Annotated in this window: 21 protein-coding genes, 1 tRNA gene and 1 pseudogene; 9 read left to right on the forward strand and 14 right to left on the reverse strand. The window is 69.8% G+C overall.

Annotated elements, in window-relative coordinates:
* A partial coding sequence (locus ABD901_RS54910) for a response regulator transcription factor (RefSeq protein WP_345143492.1) occupies nucleotides 1–409 on the reverse strand: 409 nt, incomplete at its 3' end.
* A 289-nt stretch (nucleotides 410–698) separates the two neighbouring features.
* Between ABD901_RS54910 and ABD901_RS54915 the strand changes: the two genes are divergently transcribed.
* A complete protein-coding gene (locus ABD901_RS54915; RefSeq protein WP_345143495.1) occupies nucleotides 699–1,640 on the forward strand; it encodes a COG4705 family protein in 942 nt (313 codons plus the stop codon).
* Between the two features lie 419 nt (nucleotides 1,641–2,059).
* On the opposite strand, the gene ABD901_RS54920 is transcribed toward ABD901_RS54915, so the two are convergent.
* The gene (locus tag ABD901_RS54920; RefSeq protein WP_345143499.1) at nucleotides 2,060–2,407 is read right to left on the reverse strand and encodes a hypothetical protein; all 348 of its coding nucleotides are present in this window, start codon (nucleotides 2,405–2,407) and stop codon (nucleotides 2,060–2,062) included.
* 559 nt (nucleotides 2,408–2,966) lie between these two features.
* Complete coding sequence (locus ABD901_RS54925) at nucleotides 2,967–3,797, reverse strand: polysaccharide deacetylase family protein (protein WP_345143502.1); 831 nt, start codon at nucleotides 3,795–3,797, stop codon at nucleotides 2,967–2,969.
* Between the two features lie 586 nt (nucleotides 3,798–4,383).
* On the opposite strand from ABD901_RS54925, the gene ABD901_RS54930 reads away from it, so the two are divergent.
* Nucleotides 4,384–4,452: transfer RNA gene (locus ABD901_RS54930), tRNA-Lys, on the forward strand.
* 289 nt (nucleotides 4,453–4,741) lie between these two features.
* Here ABD901_RS54930 and ABD901_RS54935 read toward each other — a convergent pair.
* Together ABD901_RS54935 and ABD901_RS54940 are read right to left on the reverse strand one after the other, a co-directional pair.
* On the reverse strand, nucleotides 4,742–4,975 hold the full coding sequence (locus tag ABD901_RS54935; protein ID WP_345143505.1) for a hypothetical protein: 234 nt from the start codon (nucleotides 4,973–4,975) through the stop codon (nucleotides 4,742–4,744).
* A 697-nt stretch (nucleotides 4,976–5,672) separates the two neighbouring features.
* Nucleotides 5,673–6,167 carry a MarR family winged helix-turn-helix transcriptional regulator gene (locus ABD901_RS54940; RefSeq protein ID WP_345143508.1) on the reverse strand — a complete coding sequence of 165 codons (495 nt, stop codon included), beginning with the start codon at nucleotides 6,165–6,167 and terminating at the stop codon, nucleotides 5,673–5,675.
* Between the two features lie 51 nt (nucleotides 6,168–6,218).
* Between ABD901_RS54940 and ABD901_RS54945 the strand changes: the two genes are divergently transcribed.
* A complete protein-coding gene (locus ABD901_RS54945; RefSeq protein ID WP_345143511.1) occupies nucleotides 6,219–8,342 on the forward strand; it encodes an MMPL family transporter in 2,124 nt (707 codons plus the stop codon).
* A gap of 1 nt (nucleotide 8,343) precedes the next feature.
* Here the strand turns inward: ABD901_RS54945 and ABD901_RS54950 are convergent, their stop codons facing one another.
* The 4 genes from ABD901_RS54950 to ABD901_RS54960 form a co-directional block, all read right to left on the reverse strand.
* On the reverse strand, nucleotides 8,344–8,523 hold the full coding sequence (locus ABD901_RS54950; protein WP_345143514.1) for a hypothetical protein: 180 nt from the start codon (nucleotides 8,521–8,523) through the stop codon (nucleotides 8,344–8,346).
* Between the two features lie 105 nt (nucleotides 8,524–8,628).
* Entirely contained in the window at nucleotides 8,629–9,021 is a 393-nt protein-coding gene (locus tag ABD901_RS59405; protein WP_380135255.1) for a transposase, read from the reverse strand.
* Nucleotides 8,936–9,319 (reverse strand): hypothetical protein, encoded by a 384-nt coding sequence (locus tag ABD901_RS54955; protein WP_345143517.1) that lies wholly within the window; start codon nucleotides 9,317–9,319, stop codon nucleotides 8,936–8,938. Before ABD901_RS54955 ends, ABD901_RS59405 begins: the two co-directional genes overlap by 86 nt.
* Nucleotides 9,316–10,320, reverse strand: a complete 1,005-nt coding sequence (locus ABD901_RS54960; protein ID WP_345143520.1) for a transposase — start codon at nucleotides 10,318–10,320, stop codon at nucleotides 9,316–9,318. Before ABD901_RS54960 ends, ABD901_RS54955 begins: the two co-directional genes overlap by 4 nt.
* Nucleotides 10,321–10,588: 268 nt before the next feature.
* Here ABD901_RS54960 and ABD901_RS54965 point away from each other — a divergent pair, with 268 nt between their 5' ends.
* Together ABD901_RS54965 and ABD901_RS54970 are read left to right on the forward strand one after the other, a co-directional pair.
* Nucleotides 10,589–10,882: a DUF4118 domain-containing protein gene (locus ABD901_RS54965; protein WP_345143523.1), complete on the forward strand. Its 294-nt coding sequence runs from the start codon at nucleotides 10,589–10,591 to the stop codon at nucleotides 10,880–10,882.
* Between the two features lie 8 nt (nucleotides 10,883–10,890).
* Nucleotides 10,891–11,886 carry a GAF domain-containing protein gene (locus ABD901_RS54970; RefSeq protein WP_345143526.1) on the forward strand — a complete coding sequence of 332 codons (996 nt, stop codon included), beginning with the start codon at nucleotides 10,891–10,893 and terminating at the stop codon, nucleotides 11,884–11,886.
* A gap of 27 nt (nucleotides 11,887–11,913) precedes the next feature.
* Here ABD901_RS54970 and ABD901_RS54975 read toward each other — a convergent pair whose 3' ends face one another.
* From ABD901_RS54975 to ABD901_RS59410, 4 genes and pseudogenes are all read right to left on the reverse strand, one after another.
* Entirely contained in the window at nucleotides 11,914–12,240 is a 327-nt protein-coding gene (locus ABD901_RS54975; RefSeq protein WP_345143569.1) for a transposase, read from the reverse strand.
* On the reverse strand, nucleotides 12,189–12,389 hold the full coding sequence (locus tag ABD901_RS54980; RefSeq protein ID WP_345143528.1) for a hypothetical protein: 201 nt from the start codon (nucleotides 12,387–12,389) through the stop codon (nucleotides 12,189–12,191). The genes ABD901_RS54975 and ABD901_RS54980 overlap by 52 nt, the downstream gene beginning before the upstream one ends.
* A gap of 7 nt (nucleotides 12,390–12,396) precedes the next feature.
* Entirely contained in the window at nucleotides 12,397–12,768 is a 372-nt protein-coding gene (locus ABD901_RS54985) for a helix-turn-helix domain-containing protein (RefSeq protein WP_345143531.1), read from the reverse strand.
* A gap of 59 nt (nucleotides 12,769–12,827) precedes the next feature.
* A pseudogene (locus ABD901_RS59410) lies at nucleotides 12,828–12,911 on the reverse strand (hypothetical protein); the annotation flags it as partial.
* Here ABD901_RS59410 and ABD901_RS54990 point away from each other — a divergent pair.
* The gene (locus tag ABD901_RS54990) at nucleotides 12,894–13,217 is read left to right on the forward strand and encodes a hypothetical protein (RefSeq protein WP_345143534.1); all 324 of its coding nucleotides are present in this window, start codon (nucleotides 12,894–12,896) and stop codon (nucleotides 13,215–13,217) included. The pseudogene ABD901_RS59410 and the gene ABD901_RS54990 overlap by 18 nt on opposite strands.
* A 122-nt stretch (nucleotides 13,218–13,339) precedes the next feature.
* Here ABD901_RS54990 and ABD901_RS54995 read toward each other — a convergent pair whose 3' ends face one another.
* Nucleotides 13,340–13,495 (reverse strand): hypothetical protein, encoded by a 156-nt coding sequence (locus ABD901_RS54995; RefSeq protein WP_345143537.1) that lies wholly within the window; start codon nucleotides 13,493–13,495, stop codon nucleotides 13,340–13,342.
* Nucleotides 13,496–13,807: 312 nt separating this feature from the next.
* On the opposite strand from ABD901_RS54995, the gene ABD901_RS55000 reads away from it, so the two are divergent.
* From ABD901_RS55000 to ABD901_RS55010, 3 genes are all read left to right on the forward strand, one after another.
* Entirely contained in the window at nucleotides 13,808–14,446 is a 639-nt protein-coding gene (locus ABD901_RS55000; RefSeq protein WP_345143539.1) for a hypothetical protein, read from the forward strand.
* Between the two features lie 104 nt (nucleotides 14,447–14,550).
* Nucleotides 14,551–15,444, forward strand: a complete 894-nt coding sequence (locus tag ABD901_RS55005) for an NAD(P)H-binding protein (RefSeq protein ID WP_345143542.1) — start codon at nucleotides 14,551–14,553, stop codon at nucleotides 15,442–15,444.
* Between the two features lie 1,030 nt (nucleotides 15,445–16,474).
* Complete coding sequence (locus ABD901_RS55010) at nucleotides 16,475–17,221, forward strand: integrase core domain-containing protein (RefSeq protein ID WP_345143544.1); 747 nt, start codon at nucleotides 16,475–16,477, stop codon at nucleotides 17,219–17,221.
* Nucleotides 17,222–17,339: the final 118 nt, after the last annotated feature.

The following is a 17,339-nucleotide window of genomic DNA, read 5'->3' on the forward strand; positions in this document are numbered from 1 at the left end:
CCGGATCGAGGCTGAGGTCCCCTGCGGTGAGCACGGCCGGTCGCTCGGGCGCACCCCGACGGATGAGCGCCCGCAGCCTGGCTACCAGCACCACGAAGCTGAACGGCTTGGTCAGGTAGTCGTCGGCACCGAGATCGAAGGCGTCGGCCTCGTCGAACTCGCCGTCCTTGGCGGTCAGCATCAACACCGGCGTCCACACGCCCGACGCCCGCAACTGCCGGCACACCTCGTAGCCGTTGAGTCCGGGCAGCATGATGTCCAGCACCATGACGTCATACCGCGTCTGGCGCGCTGCCCACAGACCTTCGGTGCCGCAGAAGGCCAGATCCACTGCGAACCCGTCGGCGTGCAACGCCTGCCGGATCGTCTTGGCCAGGACCTCCTCGTCCTCCACGAGCAGCACCCGCACGCGATCACCCCCTTGATCGACCACTCAAGCCTGCTCCTCGCCGATGAGAGAACGCTGAAAGCGTTGCGAGCGTCGAAGCCGAGGCGGCCTGCCAGGCCGGAGCCCGTGCGCACGGTTGGTTCATGCGCGGGTCGCGGTGATGTGCCAGGGTCGCGGGTCCGCTTGGCTGGCTAGGCCGGCCCGGGCGGCCTCTGCCGTTTCAGGCGTTTCTTATCCGGTTTGGCGTAGGTTTGCCGGAAATTGTCCGCTGTCGCCGGGTCCGGCGACCCGGCCGGCGCAAGGAGCTCTGGTGAAGCAGACCAAGGATGCCACCAACGCACAGCTCGCCCATGGCGGCCGGTATGTCATGAAGAAACTGCCCGAGGTCACTCTCGCTTTCTGGATCATGAAGATCGCCGCCACGACCCTGGGTGAGACCGCCGGGGACCTGTTCGCCCAGACCCTCAAGCTGGGGTACTTCCTGACCACGATCGCCCTGTTCGGCATGTTCGTGGTCACGTTGCTGGTGCAGTTGCGCTCCCGCAGGTACAACCCCTTCTGCTATTGGACGGTCATTCTGTCCACGAGCATGGCCGGCACGACCATGTCGGACTTCATGAACCGTGACGCGACCGCGAAGTACCTCCCCGCCGGCGCCAGTGCGCTCGGCTGGGGGCCGCAGGGATTGGGACTGGGCTACCCGACCGGCGCGGCGATTCTTGTCGCGCTGTTGATCGCCATCTTCGTGGCGTGGCGGTACACCGGACTGACGTTCGCCATCCGTGACATCGACACATTCCGCGGCGAAGCGCTGTTCTGGGGGGCGATCCTGGTCTCCAACACGCTGGGCACCTCGATGGGCGACTTCCTGTCCGACAGCTCCGGCCTGGGCTACGGCGGCGGCGCCCTGCTCGTCACCGGCGCCCTCGTGGCCCTGCTCGCCCTCAAGTACGTTCCCGTTGTGCCGAATGTCGCATTGTTCTGGGCCGCGTTCGTGCTGACCCGCCCGCTGGGCGCCACCGCCGGCGACTTCCTCACCAAATCCAATGCCAAGGGCGGCCTGGACCTAGGCACGCTCGGCTCATCCACGGTCCTGCTCACGGTCCTGTTCGCGCTCATGGCCTACGCCCATGCCAAGGACCGCAAGCACGGCCCACGTTTCCATGAGCGAGCGCCGCGCCGGAGCCGTCGGCGATCGCCTACCAGAAGAAGGATGAACGCCAGAAGGGCCCCGCGTGCCAATGCCGCGTAGTTAAGCGGTTTCCGGGGTTGTGAGCTGGGGGTCTGGTGGGTGTGGCGAAGCCCCTGTAGGTCTGCGCACCTTCGGGGTGATGACGGCAGTGCTCGGCCAGTAGCTCGTGGCGGAACGCGAAGCAGTCGCCGTCGCGGCGCATGACGCCGGTCCCGGAGGCGTAGGCAAGGAAGCGTCCGATCCGCCACGGGACACACCGCTACCGTTACCCGCGAACGTCCTCCTCCTGCGATGGGACACCAAGCCCGACAAGCGCATCAGGGGGACGTTCCCACGTCCTACATCGACGCCCAGAACGTCATGCTTAGCCGCGACTCGCGCGCTTTGGCTTTGCATGGGTGCCTCACGGGTGCGGACGTGCGCCTGTGGCACATTCGGCGCTGAGATTGGGTTTCCGTGCCGCGTTCCGCCGCAGCCTGTTACTGCTCGACTGTTAGCCGGGCGCCGAGGAGTTCGATCGGGCCTGGGCCGTCCATGCGCAGCCAGGTGAGGGCGCTGCGGTTGTTGTGGTGGTGGTGGTGAAGCAGGTGTTGGACCTGTTTGGGCCAAGGGCCGTGCTGTGGCAGCTGGAGCAGCGTGAGCTCGTCGATGAGGTCGTCCCACGATCGCGAGGTATCCATCTCGATGTGGACGACGTCCTCGAGGAGCAGCGCGACGCTGTCGGCGCCATCGCTGGTGACCAGTGTGATACGCACGACGCTGGCCGCACTCGTGGCGGTGACGGCGACGTCTCTCAAGGAGTACCCACGAAACCGCTCAAGATCCATGTCTCGCTCGATCCTGCTCCCCAGCGGCTCGCAAGCGGCTCCGCGCCGATGCCGACCGAGCCTATGTCGATAGTCGTCGTGCTTAGAGATCGGCAGACGCCGAGGAGACTGAGCTTGTTGTTTAACCTTTGCGCTGTCTGCGCGCCTTGAGAGCTTGTCTTGTTTGGTGGTTTTGCCGACGTCGTGGTGGGTGGCGGGTCGGTGGTTCTTCGACCCTGGTGGCCGGCCTGGGCCGGCTGGCGCTAGCCGAACGCGCTCCACCGACGCCATCATCGCAGCGCTTCACACACGACGAACAGCCCCTCGGCAAGCCAGCGCTGTGCTGGTCCCCAGCCGTGACAGAGCCCGTCGCGGCCCGGGGACCCCGTCACCGCCGAGGGACCAGCAGGAGCTTTCCCGTGCTCGATCGCGACTCGAGAACGGTATGCGCGTCCGCGGCGAGCGCGAGGAGGTCGCGCGGAGCCGGATCGGTGGCGATGACGCGCTGGCCACGCTGCGCGCGCACCGCTGGGCTGTCGCCCTGCACCCCCTCGGCGGGCTCCGCGCCCACGGGCCCGGTTCAGGGCTGGGCGAAGGTGTAGCCGGCGTCCACCAGGCGCGGCAGGGCGATGGCGAGGGCGCTGAGGGTCTGGTCGCGGTTGCCGCCGCCGTCGTGCTCGAGGATGATCGCGCCGGGGCGGGTCCTGGTCAGGATCGTGTCGACGATGTGCTGGACGCCGGGGCGGCTCCAGTCCCGCGGGTCCACGCTCCAGTCGAGGGCGCGCATGCCCAGGGCGCCGCACTCGGAGAGCACGGCGGCCGACCACGCCCCGCCTGGCGCGCGGAACAGGGTGGGCTGGTGGCCGCCGGAGGCGGTGTTGATCGCGTCGCTGGCGCGGTGCAGCTCCGCCCGGATCTGGGCGTCCGGTAGCTTCGTCAGGTTCAGCGGGTGGGTGTAGGTGTGGTTGGCGACGTGGTGCCCGGCCGCGACAACCTGCTTGACGAGGTCGGGGTGCGCGGCGGCGGCTCGGCCGATCATGCAGAACGTCGCCTGGATGCCGTACTTCGCCAGCAGCGCCAGCATGCGCGGGGTGTACTGCGGGTCGGGCCCGTCGTCGATGGTCAGGGCGATCTGCGTGCCCTTGCAGGGCAGGTAGTACTGCGGCCCCCCGCGACGGGGCGTACCGGCCCCGGCGATCGGCGGGCACCGCCCGGGAGTGGGCGGCGCGACGGACGGGATGACCGACGGCGCGGGATCTGGTGACGCGACGTCGCCGGAGTGCGAGTCGTCGGGCAGTTCCCCGCCGGCGTGCCAGGCCGCGTTGTCGTCGCCGCACCCGGCCAGCAGCGAGGCGCCGCCGAGCGCCAGAAGGACCGAGCGGCGCGGCACCTTCCGACCAGCCGTGGACACACGGCGACTCAAGCACACGCCCGCCCGCGGCGGCAACGCGCGTCCACCGCGTGATGGTGGACGGTCGAGCCGCGGGCTCAAAGTCGTAGCCGCGCGCCGGTGCGTCGTAGATCGCCGACGAGCTCGTCCGGAACGGCGACGCGAATACCGTCACACGGTATAGCCAGGGCAACGACACGGTCGACCGTCTTGACCAGAGGTACGTCCCCCGCGCCTCAGCGGCCGCCGGATCATCCGCCAAATCGGCATAATCTCGAACTGCTCGAACTCTCAACGATCAGACGCAACTGCTGCGGCGGGGCCTTTGTGACGCTTGGACAGGGGTCGTTCGCCGCGCGGCAACGAGCGACGCCTTTACTCGGCCGGTTTACGCTTACGGCGACCTAGAAGAACGTGGCTGGGCACGTCGCTGGGGCCTCCGACTACTGGGGGTCAAGGGGTCGTGGGTTCAAATCCCGCTGTCCCGACACAGAAGATGGCTTGAGCTGGGAAAACAGGCTCAAGCCATCAGTCTTTGTAGATGATCCAAGTGGGCATCCCCCATAAACCCCCGCTTTCAGCCTCGACGACGGCCCGTCGATCGAGGACGGAGAGCCCGAGCAGCGCCAGCAGACTCTTAATCTGCGGGTTGTAGGTTCAAGTCCTACGCGGCGTACAACTAATCGAGGCTCTGACCTGGGACTATTCATTGGGTCAGGGCCTCTTCTTATGCATGCGGTCCGGTTGGGTGCTCGGTGGGTGCTCGTCTGGATCCAGCCGCCCTGTCCACGGGCAACCGGAACGCTGCACCTTCGTCCTGGGTAGCAGCCACCAGGGGCGATTAGGGATCCCGGCTTGGCATGGAAAGGTCCGTGAAGGACACGACGCGTCCGAGTTGGTCCGCCAACGTCCGCGCTGTTCAGCGGGCTCAGCTCTCTGTAACGCTGACGCCCCGCCTGTGCGGTTCAGTGTGCCGACCTGGGTGTCCTGCGGCGCCGGCCGAGCGCGGCGGAGGCGGCGACCACGAGCAGGCCGGTGGCCGCGGTCACGGTGAGCGGCGGCAACCCGGCTACGGTTGCGCTGACCGCTACGCCGGCGAGGGCCCACCCGACGGTCAACGTGTACGGCACCGGCCCGTGGAATCGGTAGCTGACGGCTGCGGCGGTGATGGTCGCCGCGGCGACGAAGGCGCATTGCACAACCTTCCCCCACGAAACCGATGAACGCGCCGGCTGGCAGCAGCGTCGCGGCGTTGATCCAGACGGCAGCTGTCGACCAGCCGGCGTACACGCCGAGCGTCCAGCCAAGCAGCGCCCGCCCGACGGAATCGGGACCGGCCTGGGCCTCAGCTGCGGCCGCGACCCGGTGCAGGCTCGCCAGGAGGCCGATGAGCATGGACACGAAGATCGGCAGGGTAAGCCAGACTGCCGCCGACGACGCGGCGAGGAGCCACGCAACGAAGCCGACCTGCACGAGGCTCAACGGCACGTGGATGCGGCGCCAGACACCCGTGCCGGCCCGTCGCACCGGCAGTCCCCACCATGCAGTCGCAACACAGCCGAGCAGCACGACGCCCCAGACGGAGAAGAACGGGGTGGGCGGGACGATCGGCAGGTCGTCGTCGCCGGTGGGGACGCTGATCAGGATCGGGGCTGCCGCCTGCAGCAATGCGGTGCCAAGTAGTAGCCACCGGCCGGGTCCGACGTACGCCGCCTCGTGATCCCGCACAGATACTCGCATACCAGATATTTCGTGTCACGGTGGGCCGCCGGATGCAGGCCCGGCGGCGGCGACGCTGCCCGGCCGACTCGACGACTCACCCCCGCTGGGCGCAGCGGTCGGCGGGACGAGGTGGGCTCGGTCATGAGTGCCCTGATGCATCCGAACCGTTCCTGCTCAGCCGGCAGGGTCGCTGGTGGCGGTGCGGGCGGCGACGACCGCGGCGCACAAGCGGCGTACGACGTTGGTGGCGCTGGCGATGTCCTCGTCCGTGAAGTCCTGGGCGGCGTTGTGCATGAGGCGGCCCAGGGGGATGAAGAACGCTTGGGCGAGTTGCTGGGCGCGGTCGTTCATCCGGACGTGGACGCGGCGGCGGTTGCCGGGGTCACGCACGCGGCTCACGTGGCCGGTGGACTCCAGGCGGTCGACGAGGGCGGTCGCGGCGGCCGGGCTCAGGCTGATGCGCTGGGCGAGCTCGCCGACGGTGATCGGGCGATCGGCGGCGGTGCCCTCGCTGATCCACATGATCGCGTTGAGGTCGCTGCGTCCGAGGCCGTGGGCGCGCGCGAATACCTCGACGAAGACGTCGGTCTCGACGGTGAAGCGCCGCAGGGCATCGATGAGGTCCTCGACGGCGGCGTGGCGTTCCGGTTGCGCGGGCACGCCAGACATCCTATCGTTTCAATCACCGAAATATTCGATCGTTGAAACGTTTGGGGAGTCATGGCGCGCAGCGCGGCGTGGATCACCAGCCGGGCCGGGGTGCTCGTCGTCCTAGTGGCGACGGTCGTGTTGGTCGGTCTGGCGTTCGCGTTCGCCCCGGCCCAGCCGGCGGCCGGGCCGACGGACGGACTGCCGGCCGGGGCGCAGTCCACACGGGTCACCGAGCTGGCCGAGCAGTTCCGCAGCGGCCGGGCGCAGACCGCGATCGTGGTGTTCGAGCGGGCCGACGGGCCGCTGACCGACGCCGACCGGGCCGCGGTGTCCGGGCTGGTGCCGCGGCTGGCCGAGGTGCCCGGCGTGACGGCCGGGCCGCCGCCGGTCGCGGCGGATGACGGGCGGGCGGTCCTGCTGGTGGTGCCGCTGCGCGACGGCCTGGACGACGAGGCGGTGTACGCGGCGGTCGACGGCATCCGCGCGGCGGTCCGGGCCGGTGACGTGCCGGCCGGGCTGCGCGGGCAGGTCACCGGCGGGGCGGCGTTCGGGCGGGACATCGCCGCCGCGTTCGACGGCGCCGACGTGACACTGCTGCTCGTCACCGCGGCCGTGGTCGCGGTGCTGCTGCTGGTGACGTACCGCAGCCCGATCCTGTGGATCGTGCCGCTGGTGGTCATCGGGCTCGCCGACCAGGTGGTGGCGAAGCTGCTGCCGTGGGTGGCCCGGCTGGTCGGCGAGCGGACCGACGCCTCGGTTGCCGGGATCGTGTCCGTGCTCGTCTTCGGCGCCGGGACCGACTACGCGCTACTGCTCATCGCCCGGTACCGCGAACAGCTGCGCTCCACCGAGTCCCGGCGCGCGGCGATGACAGCGGCGGTGCGCTTCGCCGGGCCAGCGATCGTGGCCAGCGCCGGCACCGTGGTCCTGGCCCTGCTCACGCTGCTGGCCGCGACGCTGACCGGCAGCCGCACCCTGGGCGTCGCGGCGGCCCTGGGCGTGCTGGTCGCGCTGCTGTTCGGCCTCGTCGTGCTGCCGGCGGTGCTGGTGAGCCTGCCACGGGCGGTGTTCTGGCCCCGGATCCCGCGGGTCGGCTCGGCCGACCCGACCGAGGCCGGGCTGTGGGCCCGCGCCGCCGCGGCAGTCGGCCGGCGGCCCGCCGTGGTGCTGGCCGGCGCCGTGGTGATCCTCGCCGTCCTCGGCACCGGGCTGTTCACCACCGACATCGGGCTGGCCCAGACCGAGCAGTTCCGGACCCGGGTCGAGGCCGTTGCCGGGCAGGAGGCCCTCGCCCGGCACTTCCCGGCCGGGGCGGCGCAGCCGGTCACCGTCATCGCCGCGGCCTCGGCCGCCGACCCGGTCGCCGCCGCGGCCCGCCGGGTCGACGGGGTCGGCTACGTCGGGGCGCCGGAGCAGTCCGACGACGGCGCCCTCGTCCAGCTCAGCGTCGAGCTGACCAGCGGCTCCGGCACCCCGGCCGCCGACCGCGCCGTGCAGCGGCTGCGCACCGCCCTGGCCGCGGTGCCCGTCGCGGACGCGCTGGTCGGCGGCGCTCCGGCCGCGGACCTCGACCAGCGCGAGGCGAACCTGCGCGACAACCGCGTCATCGGGCCGATGGTCTTGGCCGTGGTGCTGCTCGTGCTCATCGCGCTGCTGCGCTCCCTGGTGGCGCCGCTGCTGCTGCTCGCCACCGTGGTGGCCAGCTTCGCCGCGAGCCTCGGGGCCGCCACTTTCGTGCTGCGCACCGTCTTCGACCAGCCGGGGCTCGACGCGGGGGTACCGCTGCTGAGCTTCCTGTTCCTGGTCGCGCTCGGCGTGGACTACAACATCTTCCTGGTCACCCGCGCCCGCGACGAGACCGCCGAGCGCGGCGACACCCGCGCCGGAACGGTCAGGGCGCTCGCCGCGACCGGTGGTGTGATCACCTCGGCCGGCATCCTGCTCGCCGCCGTGTTCACCGTGCTCGGCGTCCTGCCGGTGATCGTGCTGACCCAGATCGGGGTCATCGTCGGCATCGGCGTGCTGCTGGACACGCTGCTCGTGCGGACCGTCGTCGTGCCCGCGCTCGCGCTGCTGCTGCGGGAGCGGTTCTGGTGGCCCGCCCACCCCGCGACGACGGCACCCGACGGCCCGCAGACCGGGCCGGACGCCACCGCCGGCCGCCATGTGGCCGGCCACGTGCGGAAGGCGTGAGTTAAGGGCGCTCGAGGGCGTCGCCGATGCAACGCATGACGTGCCCGGCGACGCCCTGCAGCAGCTCCGGGCGCAGCCCCAGCGTCGCCAGCGCCGGGGTCTGCAGGATGCTGGCGGTGCCGTGCATGCACGCCGACACGAACATCGCGTCGCCCTCGTCGTCGTCCGCGGCCGGGCGCATCCGAGCCAGGCAGTCGCGCAGCAGCGTGTAGGCGTGCCGCGCGGCCTGCAGGATCGGGCTCTGGCACGAAGTTCGGATGCTGTTGGTGATCTTGGAGGTCGGCCGTCAGCCAGTGTGGAACAGTTCATGCAGACGGCTTCGTGGTCGTCGCCGTTGGTCGGTCCGGTGTTGAGCGAGTCGGACAATGTTGGTGCCGGCGGCGGTGAGGACGTGTTGGACGTGAGTCTTCGCGAGCCCGCGGTATCGGCAGTGGCGTAAACCGTGTGCATGAACGGTTTCTGAGACGGTGGCCTCGCATCCGGCGCGCAGGCCGTAACGCCGTTTCCACTCCGGAGTCTGCTGTTGCGCTCGAGCGCGAGTCTGGATTTCGTGTAGCGGCTCGGGCAGCAGAAGCAGGTGCCGGCCTTTGCCATCAACGTTTCCCGTGCACTGCTTCCGGACGGTGCAGGCGCGGCAGTCCGCCCGCCGGAACAACACCGACAGTCGCCGGCTTGCCATCCGCCAACGTCGGCTTCCAGCGTGGACTGACCGTCCCCTGTGGACACGTCATGGTCTCGGTTCGCCAGTCAACGTGGAAGTCTTCCTTGGCGAAGCCGGGCCGATCCACGGCACGAGGGTCCTGGCGGATCGGCCCGACAATCGTGATCCCGTGCGTGGTCGAGGCCCGGTGCACCGTTTCAGGTGTGACGTAGCCGCTGTCGAGGAGGTGCTCCGCCGGCGCCATGCGCTGCCCGACCAGTGGGGTATGGATCGCATCGACGACGCCGACGTCCTGTTCCGGGGCCGGGGTTGTCACGACATGCACGATGACGTTCGGCCGATCCTCGTCGCAGGTCTCCGTCTGATGGTCCTTGTACCCGACCCATTCGACCTTGCCCGGCTTGTGGCTGAACCGGGCCTGCGGATCGTGCGGCGACACGACCTCCACGCTGGACCACGGCACTCGAGCAGGCTCCGCGTCATCATCGGCCGCCGTGCCGCTGGACCGCCGCCGCGTCGTGCCTTCCGGCTCTTGCGGGCTCGGGACAGCTTCGCCTCCCGCCACCGCAGCTGCCCGGACTCGTCGTAGCAGTACTGCTGAACCCAGACCTGACGCAGCACCTCCACAGCGGCCACTCCCCGCCAGACTGCCGGGGCCGTCGGGCCGTAGACGGCCTGCAGCAGAGCAATGCCGTCAGCGCCGACCTGTTCCACGTACTGCCGCACCGCAGCCGCACCGGACGGCTGCCGCTCGTGCCGCACCGACCGGCCGTAACGCTCGGCCCACTGCGGCGCCATGACACCGGCCAGCCACACCTCATCCAGCTTCGCCAGGGCCTCCAGCGCGGCACGCATCGTCTCTGCAACCAGCTCCACCCGGCTCAGCCGGCGAACCGCTGCCAGCACATGCGTAGAGTCCGTGCGCTGCCGGCCCCGCGCCCGCACCAGCCCTGCCTCCGCGAGCCGATCCACCATCACTGCGAGCAGCCGATCAGCCCGGTCGCCCTCGGCAAGCCGGTCCCGGAACTCGCTGAGCACCGAATGATCGAACCCAGGCTCGGTCAACTCCATCCCCAACGCGTACTTCCAGTCAATGCGACACGCCACCGCCCGCGCCGCCTGCCGATCGGTGAGGTTCTCCGCGTACTGCAACACCGACACCAACGCCAACCGGGCCGGCGACACCCCACGACGGCAGTCCACCGGAAACCAATCGGTGAAGTCGTTGTCGACGAACAGGTCCTGCAACCGATCCCGCATCAACATCGCAGGCGTGCCCTTCGGGCTCGCCGCCCACGCCACCCGAGCCGTCTCCACCGGAACACCCGAACCCGCACTACGGCCCATCGACATCCCGCTATCTCAGCACCGAGCCACCTTCAGCTCCGGCAGCGACGCGCCCCAAACCGATCAAGCAACCAAGATCACCAACAGCATCAAGTTCGTGCCAGAGCCAGCACCAGATGACCGTTGACACGCCTGAGTGTGGATGATGGCTCGGTGCGACCGCTACTTGTCGCTCGTCTGCAGCGAACGGCTCCTCGTCACGCGCGCATTGGCGTGTCGTGACGCGAAGGGGTCGGTCATGCAGGCAGATCTGGTGGCCCGGCTGGTACGGGCGAAGCCACCATCGCTTGTGTTAGGGATCACGACCGGTGCGCTGATCGTGACGGTCGAAACGCTGCTGGTCTATCCGCTTGGGTTTGTCGCGTCGAGAGAAGCCGCGGCGGTGATCTTCATCCTCGGGGTGTTGGTGGTCGCGAGCATCTGGGGCCTGCGGCTGGCGGTGGCGACGGCGGTGACAAGCGTTGCCGCCTACAACTTCTTTTCGTTGTACCCATTCGGCAACTCGACATTAGGGATACGCAAGCTTGGGTAGAAGTCGCGGTGTACCTGATCGTGGCGGTGTTGGCCGGTTCGGTGGCCCATGTCGCTCGTGCTCGGGTGGTCGAGGCGGTCGAGAGTCGCCAGGAGTCCGACCTGTTCGCCGAGCTGAGCCGCCTGATGCTGGCCGAGGGCCGCCTACGCCCGGCACTTCCGGAGGCTTCGCGTCGTCTGGCCCGAGCACTCGAGTTGCCGTCCGCGTCGATTGAACACGGCCGCTTCCCAGGCGACGAGATCCCACACGGCGAACGACGCGTCGCCTTCCCGCTGCGGTACGGAGCGCAGACCGGCGTTCTCATCGTCCCAGCTGGCCTGCATGAGTCGATCGTGCGGCGTCTGCGCGAGCGAGTGGTGCCGCAGCTGGAAACACTGATGGGGGCCGCGTATGAGCTCGAAGCCACGAGCAGTTCCGTGAGCGAACTCGCGACAGAGCAGGCTACCCTGCGGCGGCTGGCAGCGCTCGTCGCGCGTGGTGCGCCGCCGGGCGAGGTTGTCGCCGCGGTCGCTGCCGAGACGGCCATGCTGCTTGAGGCCGACGCCACCTCCCTGGTGCGGTACGAGGCATCGGATGCGGTCAGTGTGATCGCGGAGCACGGTAAACCCGGTACCAAGCCGCCGGCGGGGCGCCGGCTTGCCGTCGACCGTGGAATTACTGACACGGTGCTGCGCACCTCTCGTCCGGCCCGCGCGGACCACTACGCCGACCGCGACGGTGCGCCAGCAGACCGCGCGCACCGCGACGGCGTCGGGTCGGCTGTCGGCGCGCCGATCGTGGTTGAAGGCCGTGTGTGGGGTGCGTTGCTGGTCCGGTGGTCCCAGCACACGCCACCGCCCGGCACTGAGGACAGATTGGCCCTGTTCACCGAGCTCGTCGCTACCGCCGTCGCGAACTCCGAGAACCGGTCCGAGCTCAGCGCATCCCGGGCGCGTATCGCGTTCGCAGCAGACAGCGCACGCCGCCATCCTCGCGCGGGACGGAGGCCACCACCGCGATTTTAAAGATCTTTCGGTATTTGGGTGACGACCTCAGAGGCGTAGGCCGGTATGGGCCAGGAAGTTGAAGCAGAGCTCGTAGCTGCTGGCGATGCGGTGCAGTCCGGTGTGTGCGGCGGTGTCGGCTTCGTCGATGTGTTCGGGGCAGAGGTTGGCCAGTTCGGTGGCTTTGAGGTTGCCCCGGACCAGTTCGGTGGGGTTGAGGTCGTGGGCGTAGCCGGGCAGTTGTTCCACTACCAGCCAGTGTTGTCGGGTGGCCAGCCACTGCTGCATGTCCTTGGAGCGGTGCGCGGACAGTCCGTCCCAGATCAGCGTGACGGGTCCGCGCAGGTGCCGACGCAGTTCGGTGAGGAACGCGATGAGGCTTCGGTGTTGTAGCTGCCGGGCTTGGTTTGGAAGATCAGCTTGGCCCGGCTGCGGTCGGGCCGGTAGGCCAGGACGCCGGCCATGGACATGCGGGTCCAGGAGATCGGTGCCGCAGCACCGGGGTCTGCCCGCGCGGCGCCCATGTGCCTCTCACTGCGGGCAGGAGCGATAATCCGCTTTCGTCGGCGAAGCAGATCCAGGCGCCGCGTCGTCGAGCCCCCTTTTGATCCTCGGCCAGTCCTGTTTGGCCCATGCCTCGATCGCCGCGTCATCGCGTCCGACTGCCCGCCGGGCGGGCCGCTTCCGGGTCCAGCCGAGCCGCTGGCGCAGGATCAGCCAGGTCTGCGACAGCGTGTACCGCACCCCGGTCATCCGCTCGATCACCTCGGCGACCCGGGCCAGGGTGATGGTCTGTGCGGTCCGGTCGGTGCGCAGCCCGCGCATCGGTCTGAGCCGGTGTTTGAGCTGGCTATAGTGCGCCTCGGTCGGGTTGTTGACGTGGCGCTCGACATGGCGCCACACCGACGGATCAGGTCGTCGAGCAGGGCCGGGTACACCAGTGCCGCGTCGGTGACGACCTCGCTCGGCATCAGCTTCAACGTGGCCAACGCTCGGCGGAAGAACCGACGGGCCGCGGCAGGGTCGCGGTGGGCCGAGAGGAGCACGTCGATGACCTGGCCGTGCTGGTCGACGGCGCGGTACGCCTATCGCCAGACACCGTTGATCTTCACCAACGTCTCGTCGACGAACCACCGCCGCCCGACGTCGACGGCCGCACCCTCGCTGCGCCCGCCGAGGCCCGGCAAGGCCTGGAGCGACGCGGCCGACCCGACACGGCCCGCTGGCAGGACTACATCTGGCCCTGGGCCCGGTCGTGCCTGCCCTGGCTCGCGCGAAGCGCGGAAGCGGGTCGGCGGTGCGCTGCGGTGCTCAACGCCGACAGCCGGTCGTTCGGCGACGAGCCCGCCTAAGAAGAGCTTCCGAGCGGCGCCGATGCCGACCTGTTCACCGTCGGGCGCAGGAGGAACGGGAGTCCGAGGCCAGGCCCGTCTTGGTGATCGGGCTGACCGTACGCGTGCCGAACCTGCTCGGCCTACGCCCGACGCCGCCACGGCGGCGACGACCACCGGCCGAAGTCGTCCTCACCGAACAACCCGCCGCGCACCTCCAGCAGGCGACGCAGCATGTCGACGCACGACACGTGGTCGCCGGCCCACGGGCCCGTCCAGTCGGTCCGCAGATCCTGCACCCGCTGGAACGCGCCGCCGCCAGCGGGAGGTGCCCCGGTCCAGCCGCCGCCAGTGCCGCCCGACGCCGCCGGGCCGGCCCCGCCCGCACGCGAGCTCCAGAAGGCCAGGCGCCGCGGTCGCGGCGCCCGCAGCGCCGGCTCTCACCTTCGTCATGATTTACCCCTTCCGTGTCATGTGTTGCCATGACACGGCCGGGCTGCTTCCGGTGAAAGGGCCCAGGTCCGCTGCCTATCTGCTTCCGGACACCGCAGGTCGCGATCGGCGGCAGCGCGGTGCCAGACGGTGATGCCGGCCGGCCGTACGCTGGGGGCGTGCCTCGTCTGCGGCTGCGCTTCGACGGATGGATCGCCGGTCTCGGCACTGCAAGTGGCACGCGGCTGGTTGTGGGGAACTGGCCGGTCTCGCCGTTCGGACCGGTGACCGATGTGATGCTGGAGCGAGCGGACGGACACCGCCTGCTGCTGGCCGCTACATCCGATCTGGCCGCGTTCGTCGTCCGGACATACACCTTCGACGAGGTTCTGGTGGTACCCGTCTCCGCCAGCCAGTCCGGCCGGCGGTGGACCGTCGTGGCCGGGCCGCTGTTAATGCGCTTCACAGTGGGGCGCCGAACCCCACTCGGGCTGCTGTTGCGGGCGGTTCCGCCCGTGCTGGCCAGCCGCCCGTGGTGGGTCCGGCTGATCGACGGACCGGCCCGGCTGGCCCAGCCCGGCGTGCGCACCTACGGCAGCGCTGGCAACGGGCACCGCGAGTGGTACGGAGCCCGGGACCTGCGCCGCATCACCGACGCGACCGCCACGCTGGACGGCACCGACCTGGGCGCGCTGACGGCCGTCGACCCGCCGGTGCGGTTCGGGTTCGGCTCGACGCCCCGGGCCCCGTCGCTGTTGCGCATCACGACCATCGTCGAGCTTCCGCAAGCCGGACCCGGTCGGCACCTGCCGGCGTAGGACACCCTGTCAGCGCCTGCGCCCTTACACGAGCAGCCGTGCCGGCCACTCGATCGGGCCGCCGCGGGCGGGTTAGCGGGTGACGGGTGGGGTATGACACGCGCGTGACACGGGTGGTTCTCGTGACCGGAGCGTCCGGCTTCATCGGATCGCATCTCGCAACGGCACTGGTCGACGGCGGCTACGACGTTCGGGCGATGACCCGGCATCCGGACCGCTACACCGGCGCCGGCGCGCCGGTCGCCGGTGACGTCGGAGATCCGGTGAGCCTGCGTGGCGCGCTGCGTGGAGTCGACGCGGCGTACTACCTGGTTCACTCGCTCGACTGCGACGACTTCGCGGCCCGGGATGCGCAGGCCGCCCGCAACTTCGCGGCCGCCGCCGCGAACGCGGGACTCGAACGGATCGTGTACCTGGGCGGGCTCGGCCCGGACGACGCGCAACTGAGCGAGCACCTTCGGTCACGGCGCGAGGTTGAACGATTGCTGATGGCCGGCGCGGTCCCGGTGACCGCGTTGCGCGCCGCGGTGGTGATCGGGCACGGCAGCATCGCCTGGGAGATTACCCGGCAGCTGGTGGAGCAGCTGCCGGCGCTGGTCACTCCGCGCTGGGTGAAGACCCGGACCCAACCGATCGCGCTTCCGGACGCCATCCGATACCTTGTCGGCGTCCTCGAGGTGCCGCAGGCGCGCGGAAGGGTGTTCGAGATCGGAGGACCGGAGGTGCTGCGATACGTCGACATGCTGCAGCGCGCGGCCCGGGTCCACGGCAGGCCTGTCCCGAACGTCACCGTGCCGCTGCTCACGCCTCGGCTGTCCTCGGCCTGGCTCGCGCTGGTCACCGACGTGGACATCCCGACCGCCCGGAACCTGGTGGACTCACTCACCACCGAGGTGGTGATCCACGACCACAGCATCGAGCAGATCGTCCCCGGTCCGACCATCGGCTACGACGAGGCGGTCCGGCTGGCCCTGCTGGAGCGGTCGGCCGCCACATGAACCTCGTGCCCGCCTGGGCCCGCGCTGCGCTCGTCGACCGGGTACCCCGCGACCACACCGAACCGGACGCCCGGTTCCAGCGGCGCCGAGTGGTGGTCACCGCGACGCTCGTCACCGGAACAGTGCTGCTCGGCTTCTCGCTTGCGGTCCGGCCCGGCGACCCGGTGTTCTATCTGCTGACCACCGCCGTCGCTGCCGTCTGGATCCTCGGCGCATTGCTGTCGGGCACGATGCACCTGGGCGGGATTTCGTATCGCGGGAACCTGCGCCGCCCGGTGCTGACCCCGATCGTGATCGGGCTGCTGACCGGGGCGGTGTTCGTGCTGGGCGCGCTGATCCTGGAACGCCTCCCACCGCTGCGCGACTCGGCGAACCAAGTCCTGGACCATGCGCGGCAGGGCTCGATCCCGGTGATCACGCTGGTCACACTGCTCAGCGCAACCGCCGAGGAAGTGTACTTTCGGGGCGCGCTCTTTGCCGCGGTCGGCCGGAGTCGCCCAGTCCTGATCTCGACCCTCGTCTACGGCCTGGCCACGGTCGCCACCGCCAACCCTGCCCTTGCCGAAATCCCCATCCGCCCTGGTCGGAGCCGGCGCATGGGAGGACGTGAATGTCGGCAACGGTTCGCTCGAGCCGGCCTCTCGCGCGGCAGGCCACGCCACGACATGATGATCGACCGTGCTGCTGCGACTGGCCTACCTGGCCGTGACGAACGCGTTCGCCCTGCTGCGCCTGCTGCCGATGAGCGACCGGCACAAGGACGTGGAAATCCTGGCGTTGCGCCATCAGATCACTGTGTTGGAGCGGCAACTCGGCAACGGCAGGCCCCGGTTCAACCCGAGCGATCGCGCGCTCCTGACGGCGCTGCTGCACCGGCTCCCGCGGGGCGTGCTGCATCGGTTGCGGCTGCTGGTACCCCCGGACACCGTCCTGCGCTGGCACCGCGACCTGCTCGCACGCCGGCCACGCGGCCAGGTCCCGACCCAAGCGGCCAGGTCGGCCGCGGACCGTGCACTCGATTGGTGCCCTGGTGCTGCGCCTGGCGAGGGAGAATCCCAGTTGGGGATATCGCCGCCTGCACGGCGAACTGCTCGTGCTTGGCATCAAGGTGGCCGCCTCCACCGTGTGGGAAATCTTGCGAGAGGCCGGGATCGACCCGGCGCCCGAGCGCGCGTGCAGCACCTGGGCCAGCTTCCTGCGCTCCCAGGCCGATGCCCTGCTGGCGTGCGACTTCCTCGAGGCCGTCACCCTGACCGGAGCGCGGCTGCACGTGCTCGCGGTGATCGAGCACGCCAACCACCGCGTCCGGGTCCTGGGCGCGACCGCGCACCCAACCGCCGCCAGGGTGACCCAGGTCGCCCGCAACCTCGAGATGGACCTCGACGATGCCGGATGTCGGGTGAAGTACCTGATCCGCGACCGGGACGGCAAGTTCCCAGCGTTGTTCGACGCCGTGCTCAACGATGCGCGTGTCGAGGTCGTCCTCAGTGGCATCCGGATGCCGCGCATGAACGCGATCGTGGAGCGGTGGGTACAGACCTGCCGCCGTGAACTGCTGGACCGCACGCTGATCTGGAACCAGCGGCACCTGCTACACGCCCTGCACGAGTACGAACGCTTCTCCAACGAACACAGGCCCCACCAGGGCATCATGAACGCCCGCCCGCTGCACCCCTTGCCCGCACCGATCGCCGATCCGGAACAGATCGCCCGCCTCAACATACGAAGACGCGATCACCTCGGCGGCATCCTCCACGAATACCAACATGCCGCCTGAACTGCCCGGACGACATTCTCGGCAAGCGCAGGGTGGCACACTGCGCCGCCTCGGAAGCTGTCGACCGGCGTACCCGCGGACGAGGCGTGGCTCGCGGGGCATGGCTTCATCCGTCGGG

The sequence above is a fragment of the Dactylosporangium darangshiense genome, assembly GCF_039537565.1.
Lineage (GTDB): Bacteria > Actinomycetota > Actinomycetes > Mycobacteriales > Micromonosporaceae > Dactylosporangium > Dactylosporangium darangshiense.